General features: G+C 70.3%; 22 protein-coding genes, 1 pseudogene and 1 riboswitch. Of the genes and pseudogenes, 15 read left to right on the top strand and 8 right to left on the bottom strand.

Translation table 11 applies throughout. The annotated features are described in order from the left end of the window. Nucleotides 1-185: 185 nt before the first annotated feature. Nucleotides 186-611, top strand: coding sequence for a hypothetical protein (locus tag IEW07_RS19295; protein ID WP_188540200.1), 426 nt, complete (start codon nt 186-188; stop codon nt 609-611). 136 nt (nt 612-747) lie between these two features. Further along, the gene (locus tag IEW07_RS19290) at nt 748-1,299 is read left to right on the top strand and encodes a hypothetical protein (protein ID WP_229741986.1); all 552 of its coding nucleotides are present in this window, start codon (nt 748-750) and stop codon (nt 1,297-1,299) included. Nucleotides 1,300-1,402: 103 nt separating this feature from the next. Here IEW07_RS19290 and IEW07_RS19285 read toward each other — a convergent pair whose 3' ends face one another. Further along, on the bottom strand, nt 1,403-1,885 hold the full coding sequence (locus tag IEW07_RS19285; RefSeq protein ID WP_188540198.1) for a hypothetical protein: 483 nt from the start codon (nt 1,883-1,885) through the stop codon (nt 1,403-1,405). Continuing rightward, nucleotides 1,866-2,150 (bottom strand): hypothetical protein, encoded by a 285-nt coding sequence (locus IEW07_RS19280; protein ID WP_188540196.1) that lies wholly within the window; start codon nt 2,148-2,150, stop codon nt 1,866-1,868. Before IEW07_RS19280 ends, IEW07_RS19285 begins: the two co-directional genes overlap by 20 nt. A gap of 231 nt (nt 2,151-2,381) precedes the next feature. After that, nucleotides 2,382-2,449, top strand: a riboswitch (guanidine-III (ykkC-III) riboswitch). 10 nt (nt 2,450-2,459) lie between these two features. On the opposite strand from IEW07_RS19280, the gene IEW07_RS19275 reads away from it, so the two are divergent. Continuing rightward, nucleotides 2,460-2,774, top strand: coding sequence for a DMT family transporter (locus IEW07_RS19275; RefSeq protein ID WP_188540194.1), 315 nt, complete (start codon nt 2,460-2,462; stop codon nt 2,772-2,774). Nucleotides 2,775-3,165: 391 nt separating this feature from the next. Continuing rightward, complete coding sequence (locus IEW07_RS19270; protein WP_188540192.1) at nt 3,166-3,648, top strand: hypothetical protein; 483 nt, start codon at nt 3,166-3,168, stop codon at nt 3,646-3,648. 174 nt (nt 3,649-3,822) lie between these two features. Here IEW07_RS19270 and IEW07_RS19265 read toward each other — a convergent pair whose 3' ends face one another. After that, complete coding sequence (locus tag IEW07_RS19265; RefSeq protein WP_229741985.1) at nt 3,823-4,713, bottom strand: phosphatase PAP2 family protein; 891 nt, start codon at nt 4,711-4,713, stop codon at nt 3,823-3,825. Nucleotides 4,714-5,099: 386 nt separating this feature from the next. On the opposite strand from IEW07_RS19265, the gene IEW07_RS19260 reads away from it, so the two are divergent. Beyond that, nucleotides 5,100-5,369: a hypothetical protein gene (locus tag IEW07_RS19260; protein WP_188540188.1), complete on the top strand. Its 270-nt coding sequence runs from the start codon at nt 5,100-5,102 to the stop codon at nt 5,367-5,369. Between the two features lie 223 nt (nt 5,370-5,592). Here the strand turns inward: IEW07_RS19260 and rox are convergent, their stop codons facing one another. Beyond that, on the bottom strand, nt 5,593-7,047 hold the full coding sequence (gene rox, locus IEW07_RS19255; RefSeq protein ID WP_188540186.1) for a rifampin monooxygenase: 1,455 nt from the start codon (nt 7,045-7,047) through the stop codon (nt 5,593-5,595). 693 nt (nt 7,048-7,740) lie between these two features. Between rox and IEW07_RS19250 the strand changes: the two genes are divergently transcribed. Beyond that, nucleotides 7,741-8,790, top strand: a complete 1,050-nt coding sequence (locus IEW07_RS19250) for a tyrosine-type recombinase/integrase (RefSeq protein WP_188540184.1) — start codon at nt 7,741-7,743, stop codon at nt 8,788-8,790. Between the two features lie 470 nt (nt 8,791-9,260). On the opposite strand, the gene IEW07_RS19245 is transcribed toward IEW07_RS19250, so the two are convergent. Further along, entirely contained in the window at nt 9,261-10,046 is a 786-nt protein-coding gene (locus IEW07_RS19245) for a lysyl oxidase family protein (protein ID WP_188540182.1), read from the bottom strand. Nucleotides 10,047-11,214: 1,168 nt separating this feature from the next. On the opposite strand from IEW07_RS19245, the gene IEW07_RS19240 reads away from it, so the two are divergent. From IEW07_RS19240 to IEW07_RS19230, 3 genes are all read left to right on the top strand, one after another. Next, entirely contained in the window at nt 11,215-11,478 is a 264-nt protein-coding gene (locus IEW07_RS19240; RefSeq protein ID WP_188540180.1) for a GlsB/YeaQ/YmgE family stress response membrane protein, read from the top strand. Nucleotides 11,479-11,646: 168 nt separating this feature from the next. Beyond that, the gene (locus IEW07_RS19235) at nt 11,647-13,554 is read left to right on the top strand and encodes a glycoside hydrolase family 15 protein (protein WP_188540178.1); all 1,908 of its coding nucleotides are present in this window, start codon (nt 11,647-11,649) and stop codon (nt 13,552-13,554) included. 345 nt (nt 13,555-13,899) lie between these two features. Further along, the gene (locus IEW07_RS19230; protein WP_188540176.1) at nt 13,900-14,430 is read left to right on the top strand and encodes a hypothetical protein; all 531 of its coding nucleotides are present in this window, start codon (nt 13,900-13,902) and stop codon (nt 14,428-14,430) included. Nucleotides 14,431-14,485: 55 nt separating this feature from the next. On the opposite strand, the gene IEW07_RS19225 is transcribed toward IEW07_RS19230, so the two are convergent. Then, entirely contained in the window at nt 14,486-15,007 is a 522-nt protein-coding gene (locus IEW07_RS19225; protein ID WP_188540174.1) for a methyltransferase family protein, read from the bottom strand. Between the two features lie 218 nt (nt 15,008-15,225). Here IEW07_RS19225 and IEW07_RS19220 point away from each other — a divergent pair, with 218 nt between their 5' ends. Continuing rightward, nucleotides 15,226-15,978: a ZIP family metal transporter gene (locus IEW07_RS19220; protein WP_188540172.1), complete on the top strand. Its 753-nt coding sequence runs from the start codon at nt 15,226-15,228 to the stop codon at nt 15,976-15,978. A 40-nt stretch (nt 15,979-16,018) separates the two neighbouring features. Here the strand turns inward: IEW07_RS19220 and IEW07_RS19215 are convergent. Beyond that, nucleotides 16,019-16,483: pseudogene (locus IEW07_RS19215) on the bottom strand (glycoside hydrolase family 15 protein); the annotation flags it as partial. A 382-nt stretch (nt 16,484-16,865) separates the two neighbouring features. Here IEW07_RS19215 and IEW07_RS19210 point away from each other — a divergent pair. Next, complete coding sequence (locus tag IEW07_RS19210; RefSeq protein WP_188540171.1) at nt 16,866-18,764, top strand: S8 family serine peptidase; 1,899 nt, start codon at nt 16,866-16,868, stop codon at nt 18,762-18,764. Nucleotides 18,765-19,133: 369 nt separating this feature from the next. On the opposite strand, the gene IEW07_RS19205 is transcribed toward IEW07_RS19210, so the two are convergent. After that, nucleotides 19,134-19,616, bottom strand: a complete 483-nt coding sequence (locus tag IEW07_RS19205) for a DUF1801 domain-containing protein (RefSeq protein ID WP_188540170.1) — start codon at nt 19,614-19,616, stop codon at nt 19,134-19,136. Nucleotides 19,617-19,762: 146 nt separating this feature from the next. Here IEW07_RS19205 and IEW07_RS19200 point away from each other — a divergent pair, with 146 nt between their 5' ends. The 4 genes from IEW07_RS19200 to IEW07_RS19185 all read left to right on the top strand — a co-directional run bounded on the left by IEW07_RS19200 (nt 19,763) and on the right by IEW07_RS19185 (nt 22,230). Then, a complete protein-coding gene (locus IEW07_RS19200) occupies nt 19,763-19,885 on the top strand; it encodes a hypothetical protein (RefSeq protein WP_371870250.1) in 123 nt (40 codons plus the stop codon). Nucleotides 19,886-20,129: 244 nt separating this feature from the next. Then, complete coding sequence (locus IEW07_RS19195) at nt 20,130-20,900, top strand: CHRD domain-containing protein (protein WP_188540169.1); 771 nt, start codon at nt 20,130-20,132, stop codon at nt 20,898-20,900. A 492-nt stretch (nt 20,901-21,392) separates the two neighbouring features. Further along, a complete protein-coding gene (locus tag IEW07_RS19190; protein WP_188540168.1) occupies nt 21,393-21,746 on the top strand; it encodes a hypothetical protein in 354 nt (117 codons plus the stop codon). Nucleotides 21,747-21,813: 67 nt separating this feature from the next. Then, nucleotides 21,814-22,230, top strand: coding sequence for a CBS domain-containing protein (locus IEW07_RS19185; protein ID WP_188540167.1), 417 nt, complete (start codon nt 21,814-21,816; stop codon nt 22,228-22,230). Nucleotides 22,231-22,510: the final 280 nt, after the last annotated feature.

Raw genomic sequence — 22,510 nt, 5'->3', positions numbered from 1 at the left:
CCTCAGCGCCTGACCATCCCAAGAATCACGCGTTGACCGCGTTACACCACGCAAATGGACTTGACCCACCTCACAGCACTGCCGCGCCGGCCACGGCGCGCCCGCATCCGCGACTTTTACAGAGCCGGTGGGGGGAGTGGTGCATGAATGGTGATGAACATGTTCACAACACGGAGGGGTGGGGAATGGCGCCGCGCAAGAGTGCGACCAAGACCGAGGCGCGGGAGCGGGCCCGCCGGGCAGCTGCGGAGTCGATGGCCCGGGAGCAGCGCCTGTTGGAACTGGGGGAGGAGTTCTTCCTCGCGGTGGGTGAGGCCGAGCAGATTATGCACAGCGCCGAGCAGCGCATGGCGGAGATCCGGGCCAAGGCCGTCCAGGACGCCGCGAAGGCCAGGCACGCGCAGGCACAGGTGGTGGCGGCCATGAAGGGTGAGCGTGCCGGAGTGGCCGAGATCGGCCAGAGGCTCGAGCTCTCTGCGGCCGAGGTGCGCGCCCTGCTCAAAGAGACGTCGGAGGCGACATTGGGCGGTGCGGAGCAAAGCACCACCGGTGACGCGCAGATGGCCGGCAAGGAGGCGCCGGCTGCTCAGCCCGAACCCGTGAGCGTGTAGCTCGCCCACCGTGCCGGTGTCGTCCTAGTACCTGTCCTGCGGATCACGTCGTCGCATCGCCGCGGGTCACACAGGACGCAGCGATGGGACCCCTACCATCCGTTAGCAGGCGTGAAGACGACCGTACGCTGGGGGCATGTCGACTGCGCTCATCCTGAAGCTCCTCCTCACCGCGTTCATCACCCTGGCGATTGCCACGGTGGCCTGGTGGGCGCGCAAGCACCCCAACCGGTCCAAGGAGTACCCGGAGCGGGTACGGATGCCCAAGGTGCTGCCGATCTTCGGCTGGCTCTGCCTGGGCGTGGGGCTGCTCATGGGGCTGTTGTCCTTCTTCACGCCCGGCTCACCTCTGGGCGCCCGCATCGCCTCGGTGGCGATCTTCATGGGCGGGATGGCCTTCGTGGCGATGTACCGCAACTTCTACGTGGCTGCCCGGGACTACGAGGTGGCCTTCCGCAGCGTGCTCGGCACCGAGCACGTCATCGCCTACAGCGATATCGCCCACTACAGCTCGGGGATGCTCAGAGGCCAGCAGTTCTTGACGGTCAAGTCCGTCCACGGCGTGAAGTTCAGCATCAACGCCAGTGCCTACGACATGTCGCCCTTGCTGCGGGCCATTGATTTCCACCAGGTCACCGGCCGCTGGCCCCTCCGCGTGGAGGTCCCCGCAGAAGGCTTCGGTCCATGAGGTCCCGGTTCATGGCCTGCAGTAGAAACGGTCGTGCGTGATCACTGCTGGGAGCTCAAGCGCCGATGGCATGTGACTCGGCGAAGGCCACGACGGGCAGGCCCTAGAACAGGGTGGGGTGGTCCGGGTCGATGCCGTGGACCAGTTCGCGCACCAGGTCCTCGTCCCAGCCGCCGGTCTTGAGCGCATCGCGCAGGCCCCGGGAGCGGGCCGAGCGTTCGGCCCGGGACAGTCGTCGCCACTTCACCGCGTTGGGGGAGGGCATCCGGTTCTTGCGCGCCCTATCGGCCATGTTCTCCTCCGGGGTGCCCAGCAGCAGGTGGGTGGTCGGTTCCAGGGAGGCGCGCACGCACAGCGGGACGTCGCACCAGTGCAGGGCGGTCATCCCCTTGATCGCGGCCAGCCCGCCGTGGACGGTGGCCAGGGCGAAGCGGTGGGCGGCCACGGCTCGTTGACCACCGGCGGTGCCGATCCAGAACCGGCCGTACCCGTCGTCGCTGATCGCACCCACCCACAGCCAGCACGACCCGGGGTGGGGGCCCTTGAGGACGTGGGAGTAGAAGCGTTCAACGTCCGATGCCCGCACGATTCACCTCCACCCGGTGCACGACCAGCAGCATGCCTGCGGTGATCAAGGCGGCGATCACGTCGGCCCGCCAGGTGAAGTCGAAGGCCCAGGTGAAGCCCCACACGAGCAGAAGGTAGGGGAGCAGGGCCACGGTCCCGGCTAGCTGGTGCCGCACCAGCTGCGACATGGGGATGGGGCGCAGGAACCAGTGCGTTGCGCCATGGCCGAAGCGGTAGCCCACACGTACCCACCAGTACAGGTACGGGATCACCACGCGCAGCATCGGCTCTCCCTTCCCGACCGTCCCCGGTCGCAACTGTGCGGGCACCGGGTAGGGCCCTGGTGCCTGCTGGTCGCACGGTCACGACCGGTGTTCCACCGGCCCGGGTTCGATCTTAGGAGCCGTTCTGCCGATCGTGAGGTGCGGTGGACGGCGTCGTTGCGGTTCGCCGGTCTGCGGGGCGGTGGTGATGGGTCTGACGTTGCCCCGGGTGAGCGGGTGTGGGAACGTGAGGTCGAGCCCTGGATCGTGGGCTCCCGGACGAGGGGTGCTGTACCCGGTGCGCGACAAGACGGCCCGCAGGAGGCTGTCATGTCATGGTTCGTTCTGGTGCTCTCCGGGGTCCTCGAAGCGGTGTGGGCCACCGCACTGGGCCGCTCCGAAGGCTTCAGCAGGCTCGGCCCGTCCGTGGTGTTCGCCGCAGCACTGGTCGCGAGCATGGCCGGGTTGGCCTACGCGATGCGGGATCTGCCCGTGGGCACCGCCTATGCGGTGTGGGTGGGCATCGGTGCGGTGCTCACCGTCGTCTACGCGATGGCCACCGGCGAAGAGCCGTTGTCGGTGCTCAAGGTCGTGTTCCTGCTGATGATCATCGGCGGCGTCCTGGGACTGAAGCTCTCCCCCTGAGCCCGTCCCTGGACGCTGATCACCACGGCCCACCCGGACCCGAGAGTCACGGGCGATTCTGACGGTCTTCAGCGCGACGCCTCGTCCCTGCGTGAACCGGTTGGCCCCTTCTGAGACCACTTTGTGCTCTGGGGAGGGTTCGGAGGCGACACTGGTGGACGACCCGGGCGGAGAAACCCCTTCTGCGCCGATTGGCCGCCTCCGCGCAGCGTTGAGGGATCCGTGGTCGTGACCCCTGCGGCGGCCGGCCAGGGGCCGCGTGCGGGGGAGGCGAACCCCCCGGTCGTGGCGTTCTGCTCCTCGCCTCCTGGAGCTCCCAGCCGTCTCTGAGGGCACCGGCCTAGCCTGGAAGGACCCGGCCCGCCAGCAACCGACGAGGAAGGGATCCGCTATGGCCACCCAGTCGACCGCCCGAAAACATCTGCCCACCCCACCCAGTGCCCATGCCCCAGAACCTGCACCGGAGACGCTGGACAGCTCCTACCTGGAATCCCTGGTGGAGGCCGCCGGGGGAGCGCAGGCCCTGGTCGCCGACGGTGTGGAGAGCGACTACGTGCAGCCGGTAGATGTCGAGAAGCTGCTCGGTGCCGTAGCGCCGGAGGAGGTGGTGTCCGCGGTGCTGGCGATCCGCCAGGAGCACCTGGAGACGTTCTGGAGGGTGGACAACACCGCGTTCCAGAGCGCCGTGACCGGCTTCATCGCCGATCGCCCGTTCCTGACCGTCGACGACGCGATGCGCGCGGTGCTGCGCTCCTTCGGAGTCCGCGCCAAGCTCCTGCCCGACCACGCACCCCTCGGCCACTGGGACGAGCAGGGGTGGCAGCTGGTGGAGACCGACGTCACCGACCTGTCCCAGGCGCGCGTTCTCACCTGAGGTCCAGCATCGAGAGGCCGGAGCCGGCCTCTCGAGGGAGAACCCCCGGCTGCGGGACTGCCGCACGCCAGCGATCACGGTGCCGGCTGCCGAGGACGATCCCATGACCGCAGGGACGGGGATAGAGATCATCGTGTGCTGGCAGGAGCGCGAGGGGGTGCTGATTCGGGTCTGCTAAGGGCTGTCCGGTGAATCGGTGAGGGGTCCCGCCCTGGCCTGCCGCCCGGTCCCGGCGGAGGGGTCGACGGTGCGGGCCACGACGGTGAGGTAGAGCCGGTGGGCGGTGATGACCACCGCCAGCCAGCCGGCCCCCAGCAGCCAGGCGGCCAGCACGTCGGTGAACCAGTGGTGGCCCAGGAACACTCTGCTGAGACCGATGGTGAGCGCGAACCCCGCGGCCACGATCACGGCCAGGACTCGAGTGCGTCTGGAGTGCTGGCGCAGCATCAGCAGGTAGGCCACGATCCCGGCGATCACCAGTGCGTTGAGGGTGTGCCCGGACGGGAAGGACGGGGAGTACTCATACGGCGGGACCGCCTCGGCCAGGGGTGGCCGGGTGCGCCCGATGAGGTCCTTGCCCGCCACGGTCATCAGCAAGGACCCGGCTCCGGCGGCGGTGATGAGGATGACCGGGGTCCAGGACCGTCGCCGCACCGCCAGGGTGGTCATGATCGTCAGGGCCAGCACGGGCATCCCGATCACTCCGCCGATGTCGGTGTAGGCGGTGGCGGCGGTGTCCAGCCAGGGAGAGCGCACCCCGATCATGGCCTGCAGCAGCGGGTGGTCCAGGCGGGCGACGCCGTCGGCCTCGGTGACGGCCTCGTAGGTCTCCGAGGCCAGCCAGGTCGTCGTGGCCGCCACCGCCGCACCGACGGCCAACAGCAGCACCAGGGCCAGGTGGGGTCCCAGCACACGACTGATGCGGTGGACCAGTCCCACCATCCACCGGCCCAGCACCGAGGGCCAGCGGGTGAGGTCCCGGTCGCCGAGGAAGCGGTCCTCGTCCAGCTCACCGCCAGTGCCTTCCGGGGCGCGGCGGTGAGGGCTCACGGGGTGATCGGGCACGCGGGTCCTCCTTCGACGGTGAGCACGCCGGCGACCGCTTCCGGCTGCTCCGGCTGCTCCAGCCGTGCATGGTTGCGGCCCCCTTCGCAGGCGGGCAGGCCATGAGGCTACTCCCACCCCGGCCCGATCCATCACAGCTCGTTCTGACCCCGGCCCGAGTGCCCTGCTCCTGATCGACGGAGCACCACCGCGCCGGCGCAGACCAGCAACAGGAGGCCCGTTAGAAGCCCAGAGTGTTCTCTGATGCCCAGCGTGCGACGCATCCTGGCCCTCGGGCGCGCCGCTTCCTCACTGGAGTCACATCGGGACCTTCTCCCGGCACCTGTTCTCATGCGCCCTTATTGGCTTTAGGTTGGAGCCCCACCGCCCGGACTCCAGGAGGAATCATGAAGAAGTGGACATCGAAACTGGGCACTGCCACGCTGGCTGCCGCCCTGGCGATCTGTGGGAGTGCCATCAGTGCCGCACCAGCTGCCGCGGACGCCTCCGACAGAGCCAGTTGCACCGGTCAGAACATCTCGAACAACGCGCAACAGGACGGCGCGTTCGGGCAAAGGGTCAAGGCCGGTGTCCAGTTCACCAGGTCACAGGGCACCAACCTCGGTCAAGGGATCGTCTCTGACGAAGCACGCTGGGACCGGACCTCCTGCCCATAGACCCGGGAGACCGAGGCGCCCTCCATCAGCTGCACGCCTTGGGGTATACGGCTCGTCCTTCGCCAGGAGCCGGAGCTGACTGGATCACTCAGTGCGCTGCGGGTGGCCCCCGCCGACGCCTCCTCGCCCGTCGGTCACTGCGTGAGGCGCGTGATCCCTCTTGCGTCCCTTCATTCTCATTCGCCGGCAGAGGCCGGTATGGACGAAACAGAAAGCGCCCCGCTCACGCCACAAGGGCGGGAACGGTAGCGGGGGCACCGAACCACCTCGGCACGTGGTCGCACAGACCCGCCTGGTCATCACCGGCCCACACCACGTGGCCGTCCGGGCGCAGCAGCACCGCCGGCACACCCATCTCCTCCAGTTCCGCACTGGTGTCCACGACGTGGTCGACCCGGTCCGCCCACCCCGCCACGGAAAGGACCCCGGTGCGGTCGAGCAGCAGTCCGCGGCCCTGGTGCATCAGTTCGTAGAGCCGCCCCCGTCCCAGGCACAGGTCCCGCAGCCGCCTGCCGAGCAGCTCATGTCCCTCACCGACGTCGTAGCGGATGCCGATGGCGGTGATCTTCTCGACCAGCACCCGGTTCACCTCCTCGATGTCCATCAGCTCCCTCAGCAGCCGGCGGACCGCCTGTGGGCCGGGGGTGGGGGAGATCAGCTCGGACTGGGCGCGGGTGGTGGTCAGCACCTCGGCGGCCACCGGGTGGCGTTCGGTGTGGTAGCTCTCCAGCAGCCCCTCCGGAGCCCATCCGTTCACCTGGGCGGCGAGTTTCCAGCCGAGATTGAACGCGTCCTGGATCCCGAGGTTGAGCCCCTGCCCGCCCAGGGGCGGGTGGACGTGGGCGGCATCGCCGGCGATCAGTACCCGGCCGGTGCGGTAGCGTTCGGCCAGCCGGGTGGCGTCGGTGAACCGGGACAGCCAGGCCGGGGAGTGCGCCCCGAAGTCGGTGCCCGCACAGGCGCGCAGCTGTACCCGGAGCTCCTCCAGGGTCGGGGCGACCGTTCGATCCTCGGCCACGGTCGCAGCCGGCACCACGGCACGGTGCAGCCCGTTGCCGGCCGGGCCGATGCCGAACCCCCGGTGCGTCCTGCGGACCTCGGCCACTACCGCCGCCAGCTCCTGTGGTGGGGTGGTGACCTCCACCTCGCCGAGCAGCCACTCGGTGGTGGCGGGTTCGCCGGGGAACCCGATCCCGGCCAGCCGGCGCACCCGGCTGCGCCCGCCGTCGCAGCCGACCAGCCAGCGGCCGCGCAGCCGTGCCCCGTCGGCCAGCTCGACGGTCACACCGTCCGCGTCCTGGGCCAGTCCCACCAGCTCGGCCCCGTACCGGATCTGCGCGCCGAGCTCAGCGGCGCGTTCGGCCAGCAGGCGGTCGGTGACCGGTTGCGGAATGCCCAGAACGTAGCCGTGGGCGGTGTCCAGCCCCGCCGGCCAGTCTTTGTCGATCCCGGCGAAGCGGGCGCCGCCGGGATACTGCTGCCCGCGGGCGAGAAAGCGTTCCAGCAGCCCGCGCTGGTCCAGGATCTCGAGACTGCGCGGGTGCAGCCCCAGGGAGCGGACCAGCGCCGACGGCTGCGGGTCTTTCTCCAGCACGAGCACCTCCACCCCGTGCAGCCGCAACTCTCCGGCCAGCATCATCCCGCTCGGCCCGCCCCCGCTGATGATCACCTCGAACACGACACCCTCACCCTTCACTCCAGAGGCCCGCACAGCAGACCGCGTCCCCGACTGCGTGGCCTCACCCAGCACCCCTCTGAACTGCGGCGGGATGTGGCTGAGGCCGACCATTCTTCGCCCCGCCGGGGGTCTTGCGGCAAGCCCCCTGCTGGGTCATAGTCTGAAAATGCAAGGGGGTTCGACCTCCGCACCGTCTCCCAGGTAGGTGGCGAGATCGCAGAGGTCGAAGCTGACCCGATCCGGCTCCGCACCAGCGATGACATCGCCGTGATTCAAGGGCGCCTGCGCGGCACGGGGCCCGCCTCTCCGACGCCGCCCAGCTGCGCCATCGGGTTCTCCCTCATTCCGGCCGATAGCTCCCCGTCCCGGAGCAGCCGGACTGCGCGGCGCGCCTGCACTAGGATCCGCCGACCCGTCGGCGCGGCATGTTCAGACCCATCAGATAATGCCCTGACCGGCAGAGGCCGCCCCTCTTCCGCTGTCGTGTCGTAGTAGGTAAATAAAACGACACGCCGTGCACCCCAGGATGCCGCTCCCCCGCTCGTTGCCGGGCCTATCGTGACCGAGAACGCGGTCGAGCTCCTTGTTGCATGCAGAGGCGCACGGGCGCCCCGGCAACGGCGGCGAACATCCGCGGCCTGATCGTGAGCTGACCAAGCGTGGTGATCGCACCTCGCACGAAGGAGTGCTGCGATGGCCTTGCCGCCGACCCCGACCGAGATTCCGCTGTCCGAGGCGGTGGGCCGCTACCTGGAGTCCTGCCGGCGCAGGGCGATGATCCGCCGGCTGTCGACGGCCACCGTGACCAACTACACCGTGGACCTGCACCGCTTCCTCGAACTTCTCCCTCAGGCCGGTGAGCACACCACCGAGTCGGTCACCGGCGCCCACGTCGACGAGGTCCTGCTGGCCTACGCCAACACCACCGACCACCGCCGCAGGGCCACCCCGGGCGATGTGGTGGGTGATCCGCGGAAGCGGATGGCCGCCACGGATGAGGAGGCCAAGGCCCCGGGCTCGACCCTGCGGATGCGCCGGAGCCTGTCGAGGTTCTTCGCCTACTGCGTGGAGCAGTCCTGGGCCACCGTCTCCCCCATGCGCACCTCCGAGATGGAGCCCAAGGACGAGGGGAAGCTGCGGGTGGAGCGCACCTCTCTGGACCTCGAGCAGGCGAAGGCGCTGCTCGTCCATGGGCCCGGGGACGCGAAGTCCAATCCGCACCACGACCGCGACGCCATCGCCCTGGGACTCATGGGCGTGCTCGGGTTGCGGGCCGGGGAGATCGTCGCCCTCGACATTGACCACCTCACCCGCGCCACACCCACCGCCCCGGCGTCGCTGCAGATCTACGGCAAGGGCCGCACCTGGCGCACCGTGCCTCTCCCACCCTGGCTGGAGGACCTCATCACCGCCTACCGGGCACGGCTGGGCACCGGCGCCCCGGCCCCGCTGCTGCTCTCCCCCACCGGGCGCCGGCTGGCGGTGCGCGACATCGAACGACTGCTCGAGCGGGCGGTCAAGCGCACCCGGGCCGCGGATCCCGCCCGTGCGCGGGCGGTGGTCCCGCACGGGCTGCGCCACACCGCCGCGACCCTGATGCTGGCCGAGGGCTGGGACGTGAAGATCGTCGCCCAGCTGCTGGGCCACACCACGGTGCACACCACCTCCCAGTACCTCGACGAGCTGCCCGGAGAGCTCTCCGTGGCGGTCAACGCCCACCCGCTCACCCCGGTCCGGGCATAGGAATCCCCTCCGCCAGGACGTCTGGCTCGAGATGCCCCGCTACCGGGTCGATGCCACGGCTGCAGGAGCCCGGCATCGCCACCGGCTGGGTCGCCGGCGACGGGACCGCCAGCTTTCACCGGCTGGCCCGGGTCGCCAGGGAGGCGGTGGCCGCGTTCCGCTCTCCGCCGGCACCCGGGCTCTGAGGCCCCCCGGCCCCGGGTGGTTCCGCCCCGGCCCGTTCGTCCCCTCAAGAGGGCCTGTCCGGCACCCGATGCATTTGCCTACGCTAACGGTGTCAGGCAGTCGGCGCAGTGACCGCGGCGGAGTCGGGGGCTCCACACGGCACCACCGGTCCGGAGAGCGTGGGTGCGGAGGGAGGCCCGCACCAACGGCAGCCCGCAAGGGCCTCTCCACCGCACACACCGCACCTGACCGGCACGGCCGCCGCACCGGAAGACCATCACGGTCCGGTGCGGCGGCCGGCTCACCTAGAGAGCCGGTCCTTGGGACAGGACCTTCACGGAGTTGGCGGTGATGCGCAGCTCCGTCCAGGTGGAGTTGTTCTTCTCGTTGCGCTCCGCGAACCAGTTCTCGGCGTCGGCCGTCGCGTTCAGCCGGTACTTCCCCGGTTTCAGCCCGGTCACGTCGAGGTACTGGTCCGGGAGCGTGGAGTGGTAGACGTCCGCCCAGCCCACGGACAGGCCCATGGTGACCGCCAGGTCCGTCGATTTCCCGCAGTGGGTGTACCGGGCTTTGGCCGGAGCACCCTTCAGGGACAGCTGGTGCCCGCGGAAGTCGTAGAAGCAGAATCCGTGCTTCGCCCCGGTCTGGACGGTTCTCCCGCCGCGCAGGCGCGTGAGGGTATAGGACTCCAGGTCCCGCACGTGCCAGTGGGCGTGCCCGTCCCCGGCGAAGTACATCGACGCCCGGGTGGGCACATCACGGTGCCCGCCGGCGGAGTTGTAGATGCGCTGGGCGACGGTCATCGTCGCGGTGCCGGGGTTGGGACGTCGGCCCTGCAGCTGGAAGGGCCCGGACCCGACATTGACGATGACCGTCTCGAAGCGCAGCAGCCGCCTGCCCGGCACCGAGGTGGTGTCCAGGGAGAAGCGGGTCAGCGGGGCCATGCCCAGATCCGGCAGGCGGTCGGTGGGAGCCGGGGCCACCGGCTGCACGGACTGCACGGCTGCGGCAACCGGTGGTACCGCGCCGGTCACCGCCATGGCCCCGATGGCGATCGCCGCTACCCGCAGACGCCATGTGATGCCGAACATCGCTCCTCCTTCGACCGGGCTCCCAGAACGACCGGACACCGAAGAAGTGGCCGCCTGCAACCGCGATGGTGCTTTCCCCCCCGGGGCCGAACCGGAGAGCTCCTCGCCCGCACGGCCCCTGCTTCACCACAGTGATTGCCTCCCGCCCCGCGTGGCAACGCGTTGCGAAGCGCAAATCCCGATCGTGATCCGCCAGCAACGCGACCGCAACCACACCGTGATTCTCGCCGCTGCGGTGCCCGTGGTGCCGACCCACGGCCGGGCCGCCCCCTGACCTCCACAACGGACTGAGCGTCACGATGGGCCGGGGGGTCGTCCCTGCGCGCACCCCGGCCGGGGGCGAGGTCCCCGGCGGATCCCTCACCGTGGTCCCGGACCTCCCCTGGGGACACCTGCTCACCCGCTCCAGAGAAGTTCCTGGGGGCCTGGCAGGCAAGATCGACCACGCCGCGGACACCGCCGCCGGGGCCGCCGCCCAGAAGAAGGTGGGCGAGGCCACCAACAACCGTGATCTGCAGGCCGAAGGCCAGGAGCAACAGAGCACCGGCCCGCCCCAACCTCTCCGCCCCACTCCCAACACCGCCGACATCGGAAGCGCCGGGGCGCCTTCTTGTTGCCAGGTGGGGGTGACGAGGCCGTCTTCCCCCCGGGGCCCGCCGCGTTGCACCGGCCACCGGGGAGAGGTCCGCCCCGCCACGGCGGGCGCGGGCCGGCTCAGGACCCCGCGGCAGATCAGTCGGGTGGGCTGACGGTGCCATCGGGATTCCTCCTGAGCCCAGAGAACGTACCGGCCGCCCTGAACATCCACGCGGCCTGCAGAACCGGCCTGGTCGACCCTGCTGCGCTACCCTGCCCTGATCGGGAGAACATCCCTCACAGGTTCCCCCGGCAATCCCCTTCGTTGTCAGCCCCCCGTCCCAGCAGCACCGCACCAGATCACCGACGCACCTTGCACCCCCACCGTCTTCCCGCTCCCCGCCGCAGAGAACCTTCCGGAACGGCAGGGAACCGGTTCAGCCCATCAGCTGATACACGATCGTGAAAGACGAACAGCGGGAGAGTCCGCTAGCATCGCCGTAGACCCAGCACCAGCGCCACGGAACACACTTTTCCGCTCCGCCCCGTCACCGCGATCCTTGCGATCTGCTCGACATCTTCAGGAGACGTCATGGGAATTATCAGCTGGATCATCCTCGGGCTCATCGCCGGTGCCCTGGCCAAGCTCATCATGCCGGGCTCGCAAGGTGGGGGAATCTTCGTCACCATCGTGCTGGGCATCATCGGGGCCCTGGTCGGCGGTTTCCTTGGATCGCTGATCGGCATCGGCGACCTCGAGTCCCCCTTCGACATCGGCACCATCATCACCGCGGTGGTGGGCGCGCTCATTGTGCTGTTCATCTGGGGGGCTGTCGCCGGACGCCGACGTGTCTGAGACCTTCCTCCCCACTCCACCTGGCTCCCGTCCTGGGCTCGCGCTACTACGGGCATCTCGACAGGCGAGGTTCGGTCGCGCTTGACCCTCTACCGCCTGGGGAGCCGACCGGCTGGGGGTGCCGCTCCTTGATGGGTCAATCCCAGGCGGGGATGGTGGAATGAGCCCATGCGCACAGACGCAGGGATGTCCTCCACACCGCTGGAGGACTACGCTCTACTGTCGGATCTGCACACCGGGCCCCTGGTGTCCCGTGAGGGCAGCGTGGACTGGCTGTGCTTCCCGCGCTTCGACTCCCCGTCCGTCTTCGCCGCCCTGCTGGGCGGCCCCGAGGACGGGCGCTGGAAGATCAGTGCGGTGGACGGGAAGGTCCTCTCCCGCCGCTATCTGCCGCGCACCTTCGTGCTGGAGACCACCTGGGTCACCCCCACCGGCACGGTGGTGGTGACCGACTTCCTGCCCCCGGGCAACAACCAGGCCGACCTCATCCGGCGGGTGGCGTGTGTGGCCGGCCGGGTGGAGGTCGAGCACGACTTGCGGATCCGTTTCGACTACGCCCGCGCCAAGCCCTGGACCCGGCGGGTCGACGTCCACGGCCGGCAGGCTCTGCTCTCGGTGGCCGGACCCGACGGGCTGCTGCTGGCCGGGCCGTTGTTGCACCCCCACGAGGCTCAACAAGTGGAACCACAGGAGGGCATGGCCGCCCGGCACGAGGCCTCGCCCAAGGGCCATCCCGACGACTACCAGGGGGCGGTCGCCGACCGGCTCACCGGGGTGTTCGCCCTGACCACAGGGAAGTCCTTGGACTGGGTGCTCACCTGGCACCAGTCCCACCGGTACCCGCCCACCCCCGAAGACCCGGCCGAGGCCCTGGAGCGCACCATTCGGTACTGGCGGCAGTGGTCGGCGCGGGTGACGACCCACAACGACCACGACCGCGCCGTGCTGCGGTCTCTGATGGTCCTGCGGGCGCTGACCAACAGTGACACCGGGGGCATCGTCGCCGCGCCCACCACCTCCCTGCCCGAGGAGTTCGGCGGGGTGCGCAACTGGGACTACCGCTACACCTGGCTGCGCGACGCCGCCCTCACCATCGAGACCCTCCTCGCCCACGACTTCACCGACGGTGCCCTGCACTGGCGCGACTGGCTGCTGCGGGCGGTGGCCGGAGACCCCGAGGACCTCCAGATCATGTACGGGGTCGCCGGGGAACGCCAGTTGCCCGAAGCCGAGCTGAATCATCTGGCCGGCTACAAGGGCTCGGCCCCGGTGCGGATCGGCAACGGCGCCGTGGACCAGTACCAGGACGACGTCGTCGGGGAGGTCATGCTCGCCCTGGCCGCCCTGCGCGAGGCCGGGGTGGCCGAGAACGAGTACTCCTGGGGGTTGCAGAAGAACCTGCTGCGCTTCTGCGAGCACAACTACGACCGCCCCGGCCACGGGATCTGGGAGATGCGCGGGGAACCGGCGTACTTCGTGCACGGGCGGGTCATGATGTGGGCGGCCTTCGACCAGGGGATCCGCGCCGTGCACCAAAACGGCTGGGACGGCCCCGTGCAGCGGTGGCATCAGCTGCGCGAGCGGTTGCGCGCCGAGATCCTCGAGCACGGCTACAGCGCGGAGCTCAACTCCTTCACCCAGACCTACTCCAACACCGAGGTCGACGCCTCCCTGCTGCAGCTGCCCCACACCGGGTTCATCGCCTACGACGACCCGCGGATGCTCGGGACCGTGGCGAGGATCGAGCAGGAACTGCAGCACGAATCCGGTCTGGTGCACCGCTACCGTACCGAGGCGGGGCTGGACGGGCTCGAGGGCGAGGAGTACCCGTTCTTGATCTGCACGTTCTGGCTCGTGGAGCAGTACGCCCGCAGTGGGCGGGTCGACGACGCCCAAGCTCTTCTGGACCAGCTCACCGGCTACGCCACCGACCTCGGCCTCTACGCGGAGGAGTACGACCCGGCCACCGGGCGGCTGGCCGGGAACTTCCCCCAGGCCTTCAGCCACCTCGGCTTCATCCGCGCCGCCGACGCCCTCGCCCAGGCTCGGACACGGTCCCGAACCCGGCCGGAGTGAGGAGGTTCTCCTGAGAAGTCCACCGGCCGCCCGGCCGGGGGCGCACCCACCACGAGTATCCTCCGCAGGCGGGTCCATGGCTCGGTCGGGGCGGCAAATCCTCGCCACCATGCTCCCGGAGCAGCTACTCACACGACTGGCCCGCCCGGCATCGGCCGGAGGCCTCCATCGATGACCTGTGCAACACATGCTCCCGTGGTTCCTTGCGAACGGATCTCCTGGGATGCTCGGGAAAGCATGCTGTCCCGGGCAGCGGTTGCGGGATCGGTCTGTCAGAGGCGTCATTCCCGTGGCCCGTACCGCCCGGAGCAACGGAGCAACGGCTATCGGTGAAGGAGGACCGTGATGAACCCTCAACCGGAAGCGGACCACGACCTGCCGGACGTCACCGTGGAGTCCCTGCCACCGGCCCCGGAGCGCTTCACCGCTCCGCCCGCCGCCACCGACTGCACCGACGTGCCCCGGGCGTGGGACCTGCACCCCGGGGACGCCCTCCACGGGCGGACCATCGTCGCCGTCCGCGGGGAGGTGGGCCTGGGCTCCGTCCCGGTCGCCGTGCTCTCCCTGGCCGGGGACCACCCCGCCCACCCGGCCCAGACCCGCCTCGGGGCGGCCCGCCCTGACACCGAGTACGGCTGCGACGACGTGTGGTACGCCGCCCGGGCTTGGGTGCGGGAGAACGGTCTGCACGAGGGCGACGCCGTGGACCTGGACCGGCTCCGCACCGAAACAATGAGCTGCATCGCATGCCCCGGTCTCGCCTCCTGCCCCCGCGCCACGCTTCGTGCCGCCGCGGACACGGGTCCGCCGTCTCCCGAGGACCACCCGTTCCAGGAGAAGACTCCGCCCCCTGGGACAGCACCGTCCCCCGAATGACGGTGGGACAGTGCCCGCGCAGCGCACGCCGGACGGCGAAGCCCGTGCCGGCACCTCAGGGGCCGGAGCGGGCCGGGGTAAGCCGGGGCCACCAGCCGGGGACGGTACGGCGATAGGCCTGGTACTGCCCGCCGTAGGTCCGGGCAAGAGTCGGCTCCTCGTAGAGCTTGACGAAGACCACCACCGGAACGGCCAGGACCGCGGCATAGACGAAGAGCGTCCGCCGGCCCAGCACCAGCCCCTGACCGGTGACCATGGCCAGGATCGCCACGTACATCGGATTGCGCACGTGCCGGTACATCCCGGTCACCACCAGGTGCCGGGTCGGGGCCACCGGGGCCGGGGTGCCGAGCCCTTCCACAGCGAAGCGCCGGAAGGAATCGGCGACGGCGGCCGCTCCGGCAACCATCAGAGCTCCCCCGGCCACCCGGGCCGGAAGGCCACCGGGCACCGGAGACCGGGACCGCCACCGGGTCAGTGCCCAGGGGATCCCCACCCCGGCCGTCAGCGGCGCCACCGCGAACAGCGCGGTGCCGATCATGGCCCGCCTGGTGTCCTCGGCACCACAAGCATCCATGCTCCCCATCTTGGGTCCGCCCCGGGAGGATCCGGAAGGGCCCCTCATCACCCAATCCGCGACGCCTGGTTCCCGCGCCCGCCAGCACTGCACGCAGGAAGGGGTCGCCGGCCCGGTTCCTGCTGCGGTGGTGACCGGCCGCCATCATGGAAGGGTTGACGGCCGTACCGGGGACCCCCCTACTGTCAGCATGGTGCTGATCTCGGTGAGGAGGGACCGTGCCTGAATGGGTGGCCGCCGGTGGTGCAGGGCTTCTGGCCGGAGGAGCGCTGCTGGCGGGCAGCGCTCTCGCGTGGTTCGTGCGTGTGCCGGTGCCGGTGGTGGCCCTCGTCATGGCCTTCGGGTCCGGGGTGCTGATCTCCGCGCTGGCGTTCGAGCTGGTCGAGGAGGCCGTGACCGAGGGCGGGCTGGCGGCCACCGCCGGGGGGTTCCTCATCGGCTCGGTGGTCTATGTGGGGCTCAACGTCGTGCTGGCCCGGTACGGGGCCCGGCACCGCAAACGCTCCGGGACCCAGCAGCCCTCCCAGGCCGAGCACAGCAGCAGCGGCGGGGCGATCGCCGTCGGAGCCCTGCTGGACGGGGTGCCGGAGTCCATGGTGCTGGGACTGAGCTTCCTGACCGGCCCGGGGTTGAGCCTGCCCCTGTTGGCGGCGGTGTTCATCTCCAACGTCCCGGAGGGGCTCTCCAGCACCGCCGGGTGGAAGAGGGCCGGGCGCGGCCCCGGTTACGTGTTCGGGATCTGGGGGGCGATCGCGGTCGCCTCCGGACTGGCGGCCCTGGCTGGGTACCTGCTGCTGGACGGGGCCGCCCCGACCACCCTGGCCTTCGTCAACGCCCTGGCTGCCGGGGCGATCCTGGCCATGATCACCGACACGATGATCCCTGAGGCCTTCGAGTCCGCGGCCCTGTATTCGGGGCTGATCGCCACGCTGGGTTTCCTGGCGGCCTTCAGCCTCCACAACCTCGGCTGACGGGTGAGGCGGCGGCTCAGGATGTGATCGAGGCGGTGGCTCAGGTGATGCTTCCGGTGGTGACCGGTGCCGGGGCGTGGGAGGGGATGGCGGTGTTGCTGCGGTGGGCGCGGCCGTGGTGCAGCTGCATGGCGCTGCCGATGAGGCTGAAGTGGCTGAAGGCCTGCGGTGTGTTGCCCAGCTGGCGCCGGGCACGGGGGTCCCACTGCTCGCTGAGCAGCCCGACGTCGTTGCGCAGGCTCAGCAGGCGCTCGAACAGCGCCACGGCCTCGGCCCGCCGTCCGGCCCCGGCCAGGGCGTCCACCAGCCAGAACGAACACGCCAGGAACACTCCCTCCCCACCCGGCAGGCCGTCGTCGACCTCCTCGGGGCGGTAGCGCAGCACGAAGCCGTCCTCGGTCAGCTCCCGCTGGACCGCCTCGATCGTGCCCAGCACCCGCGGATCCCTCGGAGGGAGGAAGCCGACGCGCGGGATCAGCAGCAGGGCGGCGTCGAGGGCGGCGCTGGCCGTTCCGCTGACCGCTGTGGCCTGGGCGGTGCTGCAGGCGTGGACCACCCGGTACCAGTCCGGCGACGACCCACTCCTGGGCCCTGGCCCGCTCTCCCCGAAAAAAAGCGTCGCCGACCGGGTCAGCAGGCTCCCAGGAGGCAGGCCCGCTGGTCACCAGTGGCACGTCTGCGCCTGTAGGTGCGCTCGTCTGCACCCAGGACGCGTCGGTGAGCCTCGTCCGCTCTTGTGTGGTCCGGGTGTGCAACAGCACACAGGAACCATAGATTTGCATACACCAATCGGGGAGTGGGGCTGGGGGCGCCACCGGGGAGAGCGGGGGCATCTCGTGGGAGAACCGTACCGTGGTGCACACCGGACCGTTGTCAGGGCTGCGGCCGTGGCCGGCGCCCTGCTGGTGGGACTGATAGCCGTGGCGCCGGTCACGGCCGTGGAGACGATCCCCTCACCGGCATCCGCAGTGCCGGCGCTCGAGCTGCCCACCGACCGGATCATCGTCCAGTACACCGGCACCCCGTCCGAAGCCGTGCGGGAGCAGGTGGTCGAGCGCGCCGCGCAGACAGCTGAGGTGCCCGGGGCCGAGGAGGCCGAGGTGCTGGGCACCACCGTGGCCGGGGCCTCCGTGGTGGAGCTGAGCCAGGAGCTGCCGGTCGCGCAGGTGGAGGAACTGGCCGAGCAGCTTTCTACCGACCCGGCCGTGGTGCGCGCCACCGCGGACCTGCGGGTCGTGGGCGTGAGGTTACCCAACGACGACCGCTACGGCGAGCAGTGGTCGCTGCCGGCCGTCCAGGCCCCGGCGGCGTGGTCGAAGGTCACCGGCAGGGCCACGGTGATCGGGGTCATCGACACCGGCATCACCGACCACCGGGACCTATCCTCCAAGGTGGTCGGCGGCTACGACTTCATCGCCGAGCCCTCCGCCTCCAACGACGGGGACGGGCGCGATCCGGACTACCACGACCCCGGCGACTACGGCACGGCGGTGACCTGCGGGAGAAGCTCCGACGTGCGGTCGAGCTGGCACGGCACCCACGTGGCCGGGATCACCGCCGCGGCGACGAACAACGGCACCGACCTCGCCGGGGTGGCCCCGGAGGCGCAACTGTTAATCGGCCGGGCGCTGGGGGCCTGCAACGCCGGCTACCTCTCCGACGTCGCCGACGCGATCCTGTGGATGGCCGGCGCCCCGGTGGCGGGAGTGCCGGCGGCGGAGCGGACCGCGGATGTGATCAACCTGTCCCTGGGCTCGGCGGCGCAGACCTGCGACTACTTCTACCAGCTGGCCATCGACGAGGCCGTCTCCCGCGGGGTCCCGGTGGTCGCCGCCGCCGGCAACAACAACGTCGACGCCTCACTGAACACCCCGGGCAACTGCGAGCACGTCATCACCGTCGGAGCCACCGGCACCGACGGGCGGCGGGCGTCCTTCTCCAACCACGGCCCCACGGTCGACCTCTACGCCCCCGGGGAAAAGATCCTCTCCACCTCCAACACCGGTACCACCACCCCCCGCACCGGCACCGTCGTGCACGGCGCCGGCACCTCCGCAGCCGCCCCGCACGTGGCCGCAGCCGTGGCGCTGCTGCGCGAGCAGGACCCGACCGCCACCCCGGCCCAGATCGAACAACGCCTGGTGGCCACGGCTGCCCTCTTGCCCAACGGGCGGGGCCTGGAAATCGGTACGGCTCTGGGCATCGCACCCTCGCCGTTCGCCGACCTGATCCACCTCCAGGAGCACTACCCGGACATGGTCTGGATGCACGCCTCCGGGATCACCACCGGCTGGGCCCAGGCCGACGGCACCCGCACCTACCGCCCCACCACCCCGGTGGCCCGGGATGCGATGGCCGCCTTCCTCTACCGCCTGGCCGGCTCCCCCGACTTCCGGGCGCCGGCGGTCTCACCCTTCCACGATGTGCGGGTCGGTCAGGAGCACTACACGGAAATCGCCTGGTTGCACAGCACCGGGATCGCCACCGGCTGGGACAACGGCGACGGGACCGCCAGCTTCCGCCCGCTGGCTCCGGTGGCCCGTGATGCGATGGCTGCGTTCCTCTACCGCTACGCTGGCACCCCGGCCTTCGAGGCGCCGGCAGTCTCCCCGTTCACCGACGTGGCCCCGGGTCAAGAGCACTACACCGAAATGGCCTGGCTGGCCTCGACCGGGATCACCACCGGCTGGGACACCGGTGACGGCACCGCCTCCTTCCATTCCCTGTCTCCGGTCCACCGCGATGCGATGGCCGCCTTCCTGCACCGCCTGCACACCCGGCTCTGAGAGCACGAATCGAGAGGCCTGGCCGGGAAAGGACGCCCGCCCCCTCAACTGCGACTGTCCGCCCCCGATGCATTTGCCTACGCTCACGGCGTCAGGTGATCGGCACGGTGCCCGCGGTGGAGTCGGGGGGCCCCACGCGGCACCGCCGGCACGGCAGAGCGTCGGCGGCGACGGGGATCCACGCCAACGGGAGCCGGATAGGGCCTCTGCCCCGCCCACGCCGTGCCTGACCTGCACGGCCGCCGCACCGTCCGATCTCACAAGTCCGGTGAGGGCCGTGACGGCGCTCACCGGGCGTATCCGATCCGTCGTCAGGCTCCCGGCGCGCCGGGCAGCTGATGAGGCGCGCCGAACGGGCCGCGGCCGTGCTCAGCTCACGGCCTTCTGCACGAGCTCCCGCAGCGCCGCCTCACCGGCCTCGTCCAGCCCTGTCAGGGCGTAGGACGTCGGCCACATCCCGCTGTTGTCGTCCAGGTGGGCCGCCGTGCTGAACCCGAAGGTCGAGTGGCGCTCCTTGTCCCCCTGGCCGCTGCGGAAGAAGCAGACCACCTTCCCCGCTCTGGCCCAGGCGGGCTGGCCGTACCATAGCTTCGGGGCCAGCTCCGGAGCCGCAGCGGTAACGGCGGCGTGCACGCGCTCGGCCAGCTCCCGGTCCGGCGACGCCATCGCGGCGATCGCTGCCAGCACCGCCGCCTCGTCGGCGGCCGCCTTCTTCGCACCACGACCCGATCGCGCCCCGGCCTTCAGCTCCGCCGCCCGCGTTCTCATGGCCGCACGCTCCTCCTCGGAGAACTTTCCCGCCGAAGCATTGTTCTCCTTCTCGTCCGGGCTCGCCTTCGCTGTGCCGCTCATGGGGTGGTGCTCCTTGTCGATGGCTGAAGGTCGTGTGCTCCCACGCTAGCTGCCACCTCCAGTGCCGACACCCGATTCCCGATCGCTCCAGGGGCTCAGGGCCCACCCCCGACGGCAACGGCAGCTTCGGCTACCGGGACGAGCCCATGGTCGGGGTGCCCATGCCGCCGCTCACCAACCCCGACGCCCGCTTCTACGGCACCACCGAGGAGCCCAACCTTGTGGAGAAGGCCGCCGGAGCCGTCCAGGACAAGCTCAAGAAGGAATAAGCCGCCGCACAAGGCGGGGTCCGGGACAAGCATCGTTCCGGACCCCGCACCTGCGTCAGAGCCGGGCACTCTGCCATCGCTTTGCTTCCTCGGGGCGGCGATCACTCCGGGCCGGTGCCGCCGCCACGAGGGCCGGTCCCGGGAGGAAACCATCCCCGAGGTCTCGACCAGATCATGATCATCAGTAGACTGTGATTCATCTCACACCCCGACCCTTCAGGTCTCTCACGGTTAGGTCGATCCCATGAAGAAGACGACGCTGCTTGCTGCTCCCGCTCTTGCCCTGGGGGCGGCCGCCCTCACCCTCAGCCCTGCCGCCGCGGCCGATACCTGGTCCTTCCAGGCCCAGCTGGCCCCGGTCAACAACAGCACCGCCGCCGGTACGGCGATGGTGCAGGTCACCGGGGACCAGGCCACGGTCACCGTCGAGGTCTCCGACACCCCCGCCGTGCTGCAGGGGATTCCGTACGCCCACGCCCAGCACATCCACATCGGGGGCCAGGGGGTGTGTGCTCCCCCGACGGCTGACGCCAACGGGGACGGGGTGGTCGACTCGATGGAGGGCACACCCTACGCGGGCCCGATCGCCGTGTCCCTGACCACGGCCGGTGACACCACCCCCACCTCCGGTGCAGCGGCCGACCGGTATCCGACCGGGGAGGCCTACACCTATGAGCGGACCATGACCGTGGACGCCGCAACGCTTCAGGCCCTGCAGGCCGGCAACGCCGTGATCAACATCCACGGCGCGGACCCGGCGGCCCTGTCCGCGGCGGCGCAGGGCGCGGTGAATCCGATGAACCCGGCCCTGCCGCTGGCCACCGACGTGCCGATCGCCTGCGGCCAGGTCGTGGCCGCCCAGATGACGGTGCCCGAAGGCCCGGCCGACACCGGCGTGCAGGCCGCGGCCACGAGCGCCGGGGCGAACGGGATCACCGGAGCGGCCGCGCTGGGGACCCTGGCGGTGGGTGCCGCCGTCCTGGGCGCGTTCCGCCGCAGCACCCGCACCCGGTGACCGGCAGCAGCCCTGCCGCCACCGGCCCGGAACATCTGGGACCGCGGCCAGGCCCACCGCCTCCACACGGGGGCGGCAGGCCCGGCCGTGGTACCGGCCTGGTGGTGTTCGGGACAGCACGGACTCGGCCACCACAGTGGCGCCCGCCGCAACAGCTTCCGGTGCGGAACCACTGCGATCCTTCGTTGCCCGGCCCTCCTCCTCAGCGCCGATGACCTCAACCATCGACGGCGGCACGGCCGGGGGCCAGGCGCGCCCTGCTGACCAGTGCGGCTGCCCATTGCGCACATCAGCCCCTTTCGAGGCAGACACCTCGGACGTCCTGCTGATCGGGACACACCCGCACGTGGAGGTGGTCCTATCCGTCGGTGGGCGAAATGTGGGCCGGTCGGCGGACACATCCTTGTGATCCCAGTCACTGTCTTCCTACCCTGGGTGGAGGTCGAGCAGACGGCCGTGAGATTCAGTGCATGCGATGAAGGATGCTCCCCCATGGATCACAAGCTCTCCGTGCTCGTCCAGATCGACCTGAACGGCGCCTACGTGCGTCTTGCCGTCACCGGGTGCCTGACCGAGGCCAACCAGCATGCCCTGCACCCGCTGCTCCGCCGGGCCCGGACACTGATCCCGCCGGTGACCGTCAGCATCGACCTCACCTGCGCGACGCACATCGAGGCCGTCGCGGTGGAATCGTTGCGCTGGGCCATCGACCATGACGAGGCCATGGGCGGGTCCAGCCCGGTCGAGCTGTTGGTGCCCAACGGACTGCGCGACCACCGGCCGGCACCAGCCCTGTCCCTACAGCTCCCAGACCACAACATGGCCAGGTTGCACCTGTCGGCATGAGCACCGCAGGATGCCCGGCGCCCCCGTCCCAGACCTAAACCAGGCAACTCGTCAAGGAGGAACGACCATGACCACTGCACGCGAGATCATGACCGGCGGCGCCGAGTGCGTCGGGGAGAACCAGACGCTTGAGGAAGCAGCGCGGAAGATGAAGGACCTCGACGTCGGGGCCCTGCCGATCTGCGGGGAGGACAACCGGCTCAAGGGCGTGGTGACCGACCGCGACATCGTGACCAAGTGCCTGGCCACCGGCGGGGACCCCCGCACGGTCAAGGCCGGGGAGCTGGGCGAGGGCAAGCCGGTGACCATCGGCGCCGACGACTCCGTGGAGGAAGCCATCGCCACCATGAAGGAGCACAAGGTCCGGCGGCTGCCTGTCATCGACGGCCACGACCTGGTCGGGATGGTCAGCCAGGCCGACATCGCCCGCTCCTACCCCGAGGACCGCGTCGGGGAGCTGGTGGAGTTCATCTCCTACGACTGAGCACCCACCGGCACGGGAGGATGGATCCGGCACGAACCCCGGAACCACAACCTCGCTCGGTCGCCCTCCGGGAGGTCGCCGCGCTGGCACAAGCTCGGCCCAGAGGCACCTGCTCGGTAGCCCCGAGTTCCGAGGCAACATCCCCTCTCAACCCAGTGGGATGCTCACTATGAACCGCGCCAACGGAACCGCCAAACAGGGATCCAAGGGCTTCACTTGGTGTGGGACTGATTCAGCCCGGGATCCGGAGGTAGCAGACGGCGGTGCTCGTCCCACCCAG

This window comes from Kocuria dechangensis, assembly GCF_014636775.1.
Lineage (GTDB): Bacteria > Actinomycetota > Actinomycetes > Actinomycetales > Micrococcaceae > Kocuria > Kocuria dechangensis.
This window is presented reverse-complemented; position numbering and strand designations above follow the sequence as displayed.

Coding starts and splice junctions, on each gene's coding strand:
- IEW07_RS19280 (WP_188540196.1), bottom strand. CDS start 2,150: ATGCTGCGCGTGGTGATCCCGTACCTGTACTGGTGGGTACGTGTGGGC.
- IEW07_RS19205 (WP_188540170.1), bottom strand. CDS start 19,616: ATGAGCGGCACAGCGAAGGCGAGCCCGGACGAGAAGGAGAACAATGCT.
- IEW07_RS19225 (WP_188540174.1), bottom strand. CDS start 15,007: ATGGATGCTTGTGGTGCCGAGGACACCAGGCGGGCCATGATCGGCACC.
- IEW07_RS19240 (WP_188540180.1), top strand. CDS start 11,215: ATGGGAATTATCAGCTGGATCATCCTCGGGCTCATCGCCGGTGCCCTG.
- IEW07_RS19185 (WP_188540167.1), top strand. CDS start 21,814: ATGACCACTGCACGCGAGATCATGACCGGCGGCGCCGAGTGCGTCGGG.
- IEW07_RS19270 (WP_188540192.1), top strand. CDS start 3,166: ATGGCCACCCAGTCGACCGCCCGAAAACATCTGCCCACCCCACCCAGT.
- IEW07_RS19290 (WP_229741986.1), top strand. CDS start 748: ATGTCGACTGCGCTCATCCTGAAGCTCCTCCTCACCGCGTTCATCACC.
- IEW07_RS19245 (WP_188540182.1), bottom strand. CDS start 10,046: ATGTTCGGCATCACATGGCGTCTGCGGGTAGCGGCGATCGCCATCGGG.
- IEW07_RS19250 (WP_188540184.1), top strand. CDS start 7,741: ATGGCCTTGCCGCCGACCCCGACCGAGATTCCGCTGTCCGAGGCGGTG.
- IEW07_RS19230 (WP_188540176.1), top strand. CDS start 13,900: ATGAACCCTCAACCGGAAGCGGACCACGACCTGCCGGACGTCACCGTG.
- IEW07_RS19295 (WP_188540200.1), top strand. CDS start 186: ATGGCGCCGCGCAAGAGTGCGACCAAGACCGAGGCGCGGGAGCGGGCC.
- IEW07_RS19235 (WP_188540178.1), top strand. CDS start 11,647: ATGCGCACAGACGCAGGGATGTCCTCCACACCGCTGGAGGACTACGCT.
- IEW07_RS19200 (WP_371870250.1), top strand. CDS start 19,763: ATGGTCGGGGTGCCCATGCCGCCGCTCACCAACCCCGACGCCCGCTTC.
- IEW07_RS19190 (WP_188540168.1), top strand. CDS start 21,393: ATGGATCACAAGCTCTCCGTGCTCGTCCAGATCGACCTGAACGGCGCC.
- IEW07_RS19195 (WP_188540169.1), top strand. CDS start 20,130: ATGAAGAAGACGACGCTGCTTGCTGCTCCCGCTCTTGCCCTGGGGGCG.
- IEW07_RS19260 (WP_188540188.1), top strand. CDS start 5,100: ATGAAGAAGTGGACATCGAAACTGGGCACTGCCACGCTGGCTGCCGCC.
- IEW07_RS19275 (WP_188540194.1), top strand. CDS start 2,460: ATGTCATGGTTCGTTCTGGTGCTCTCCGGGGTCCTCGAAGCGGTGTGG.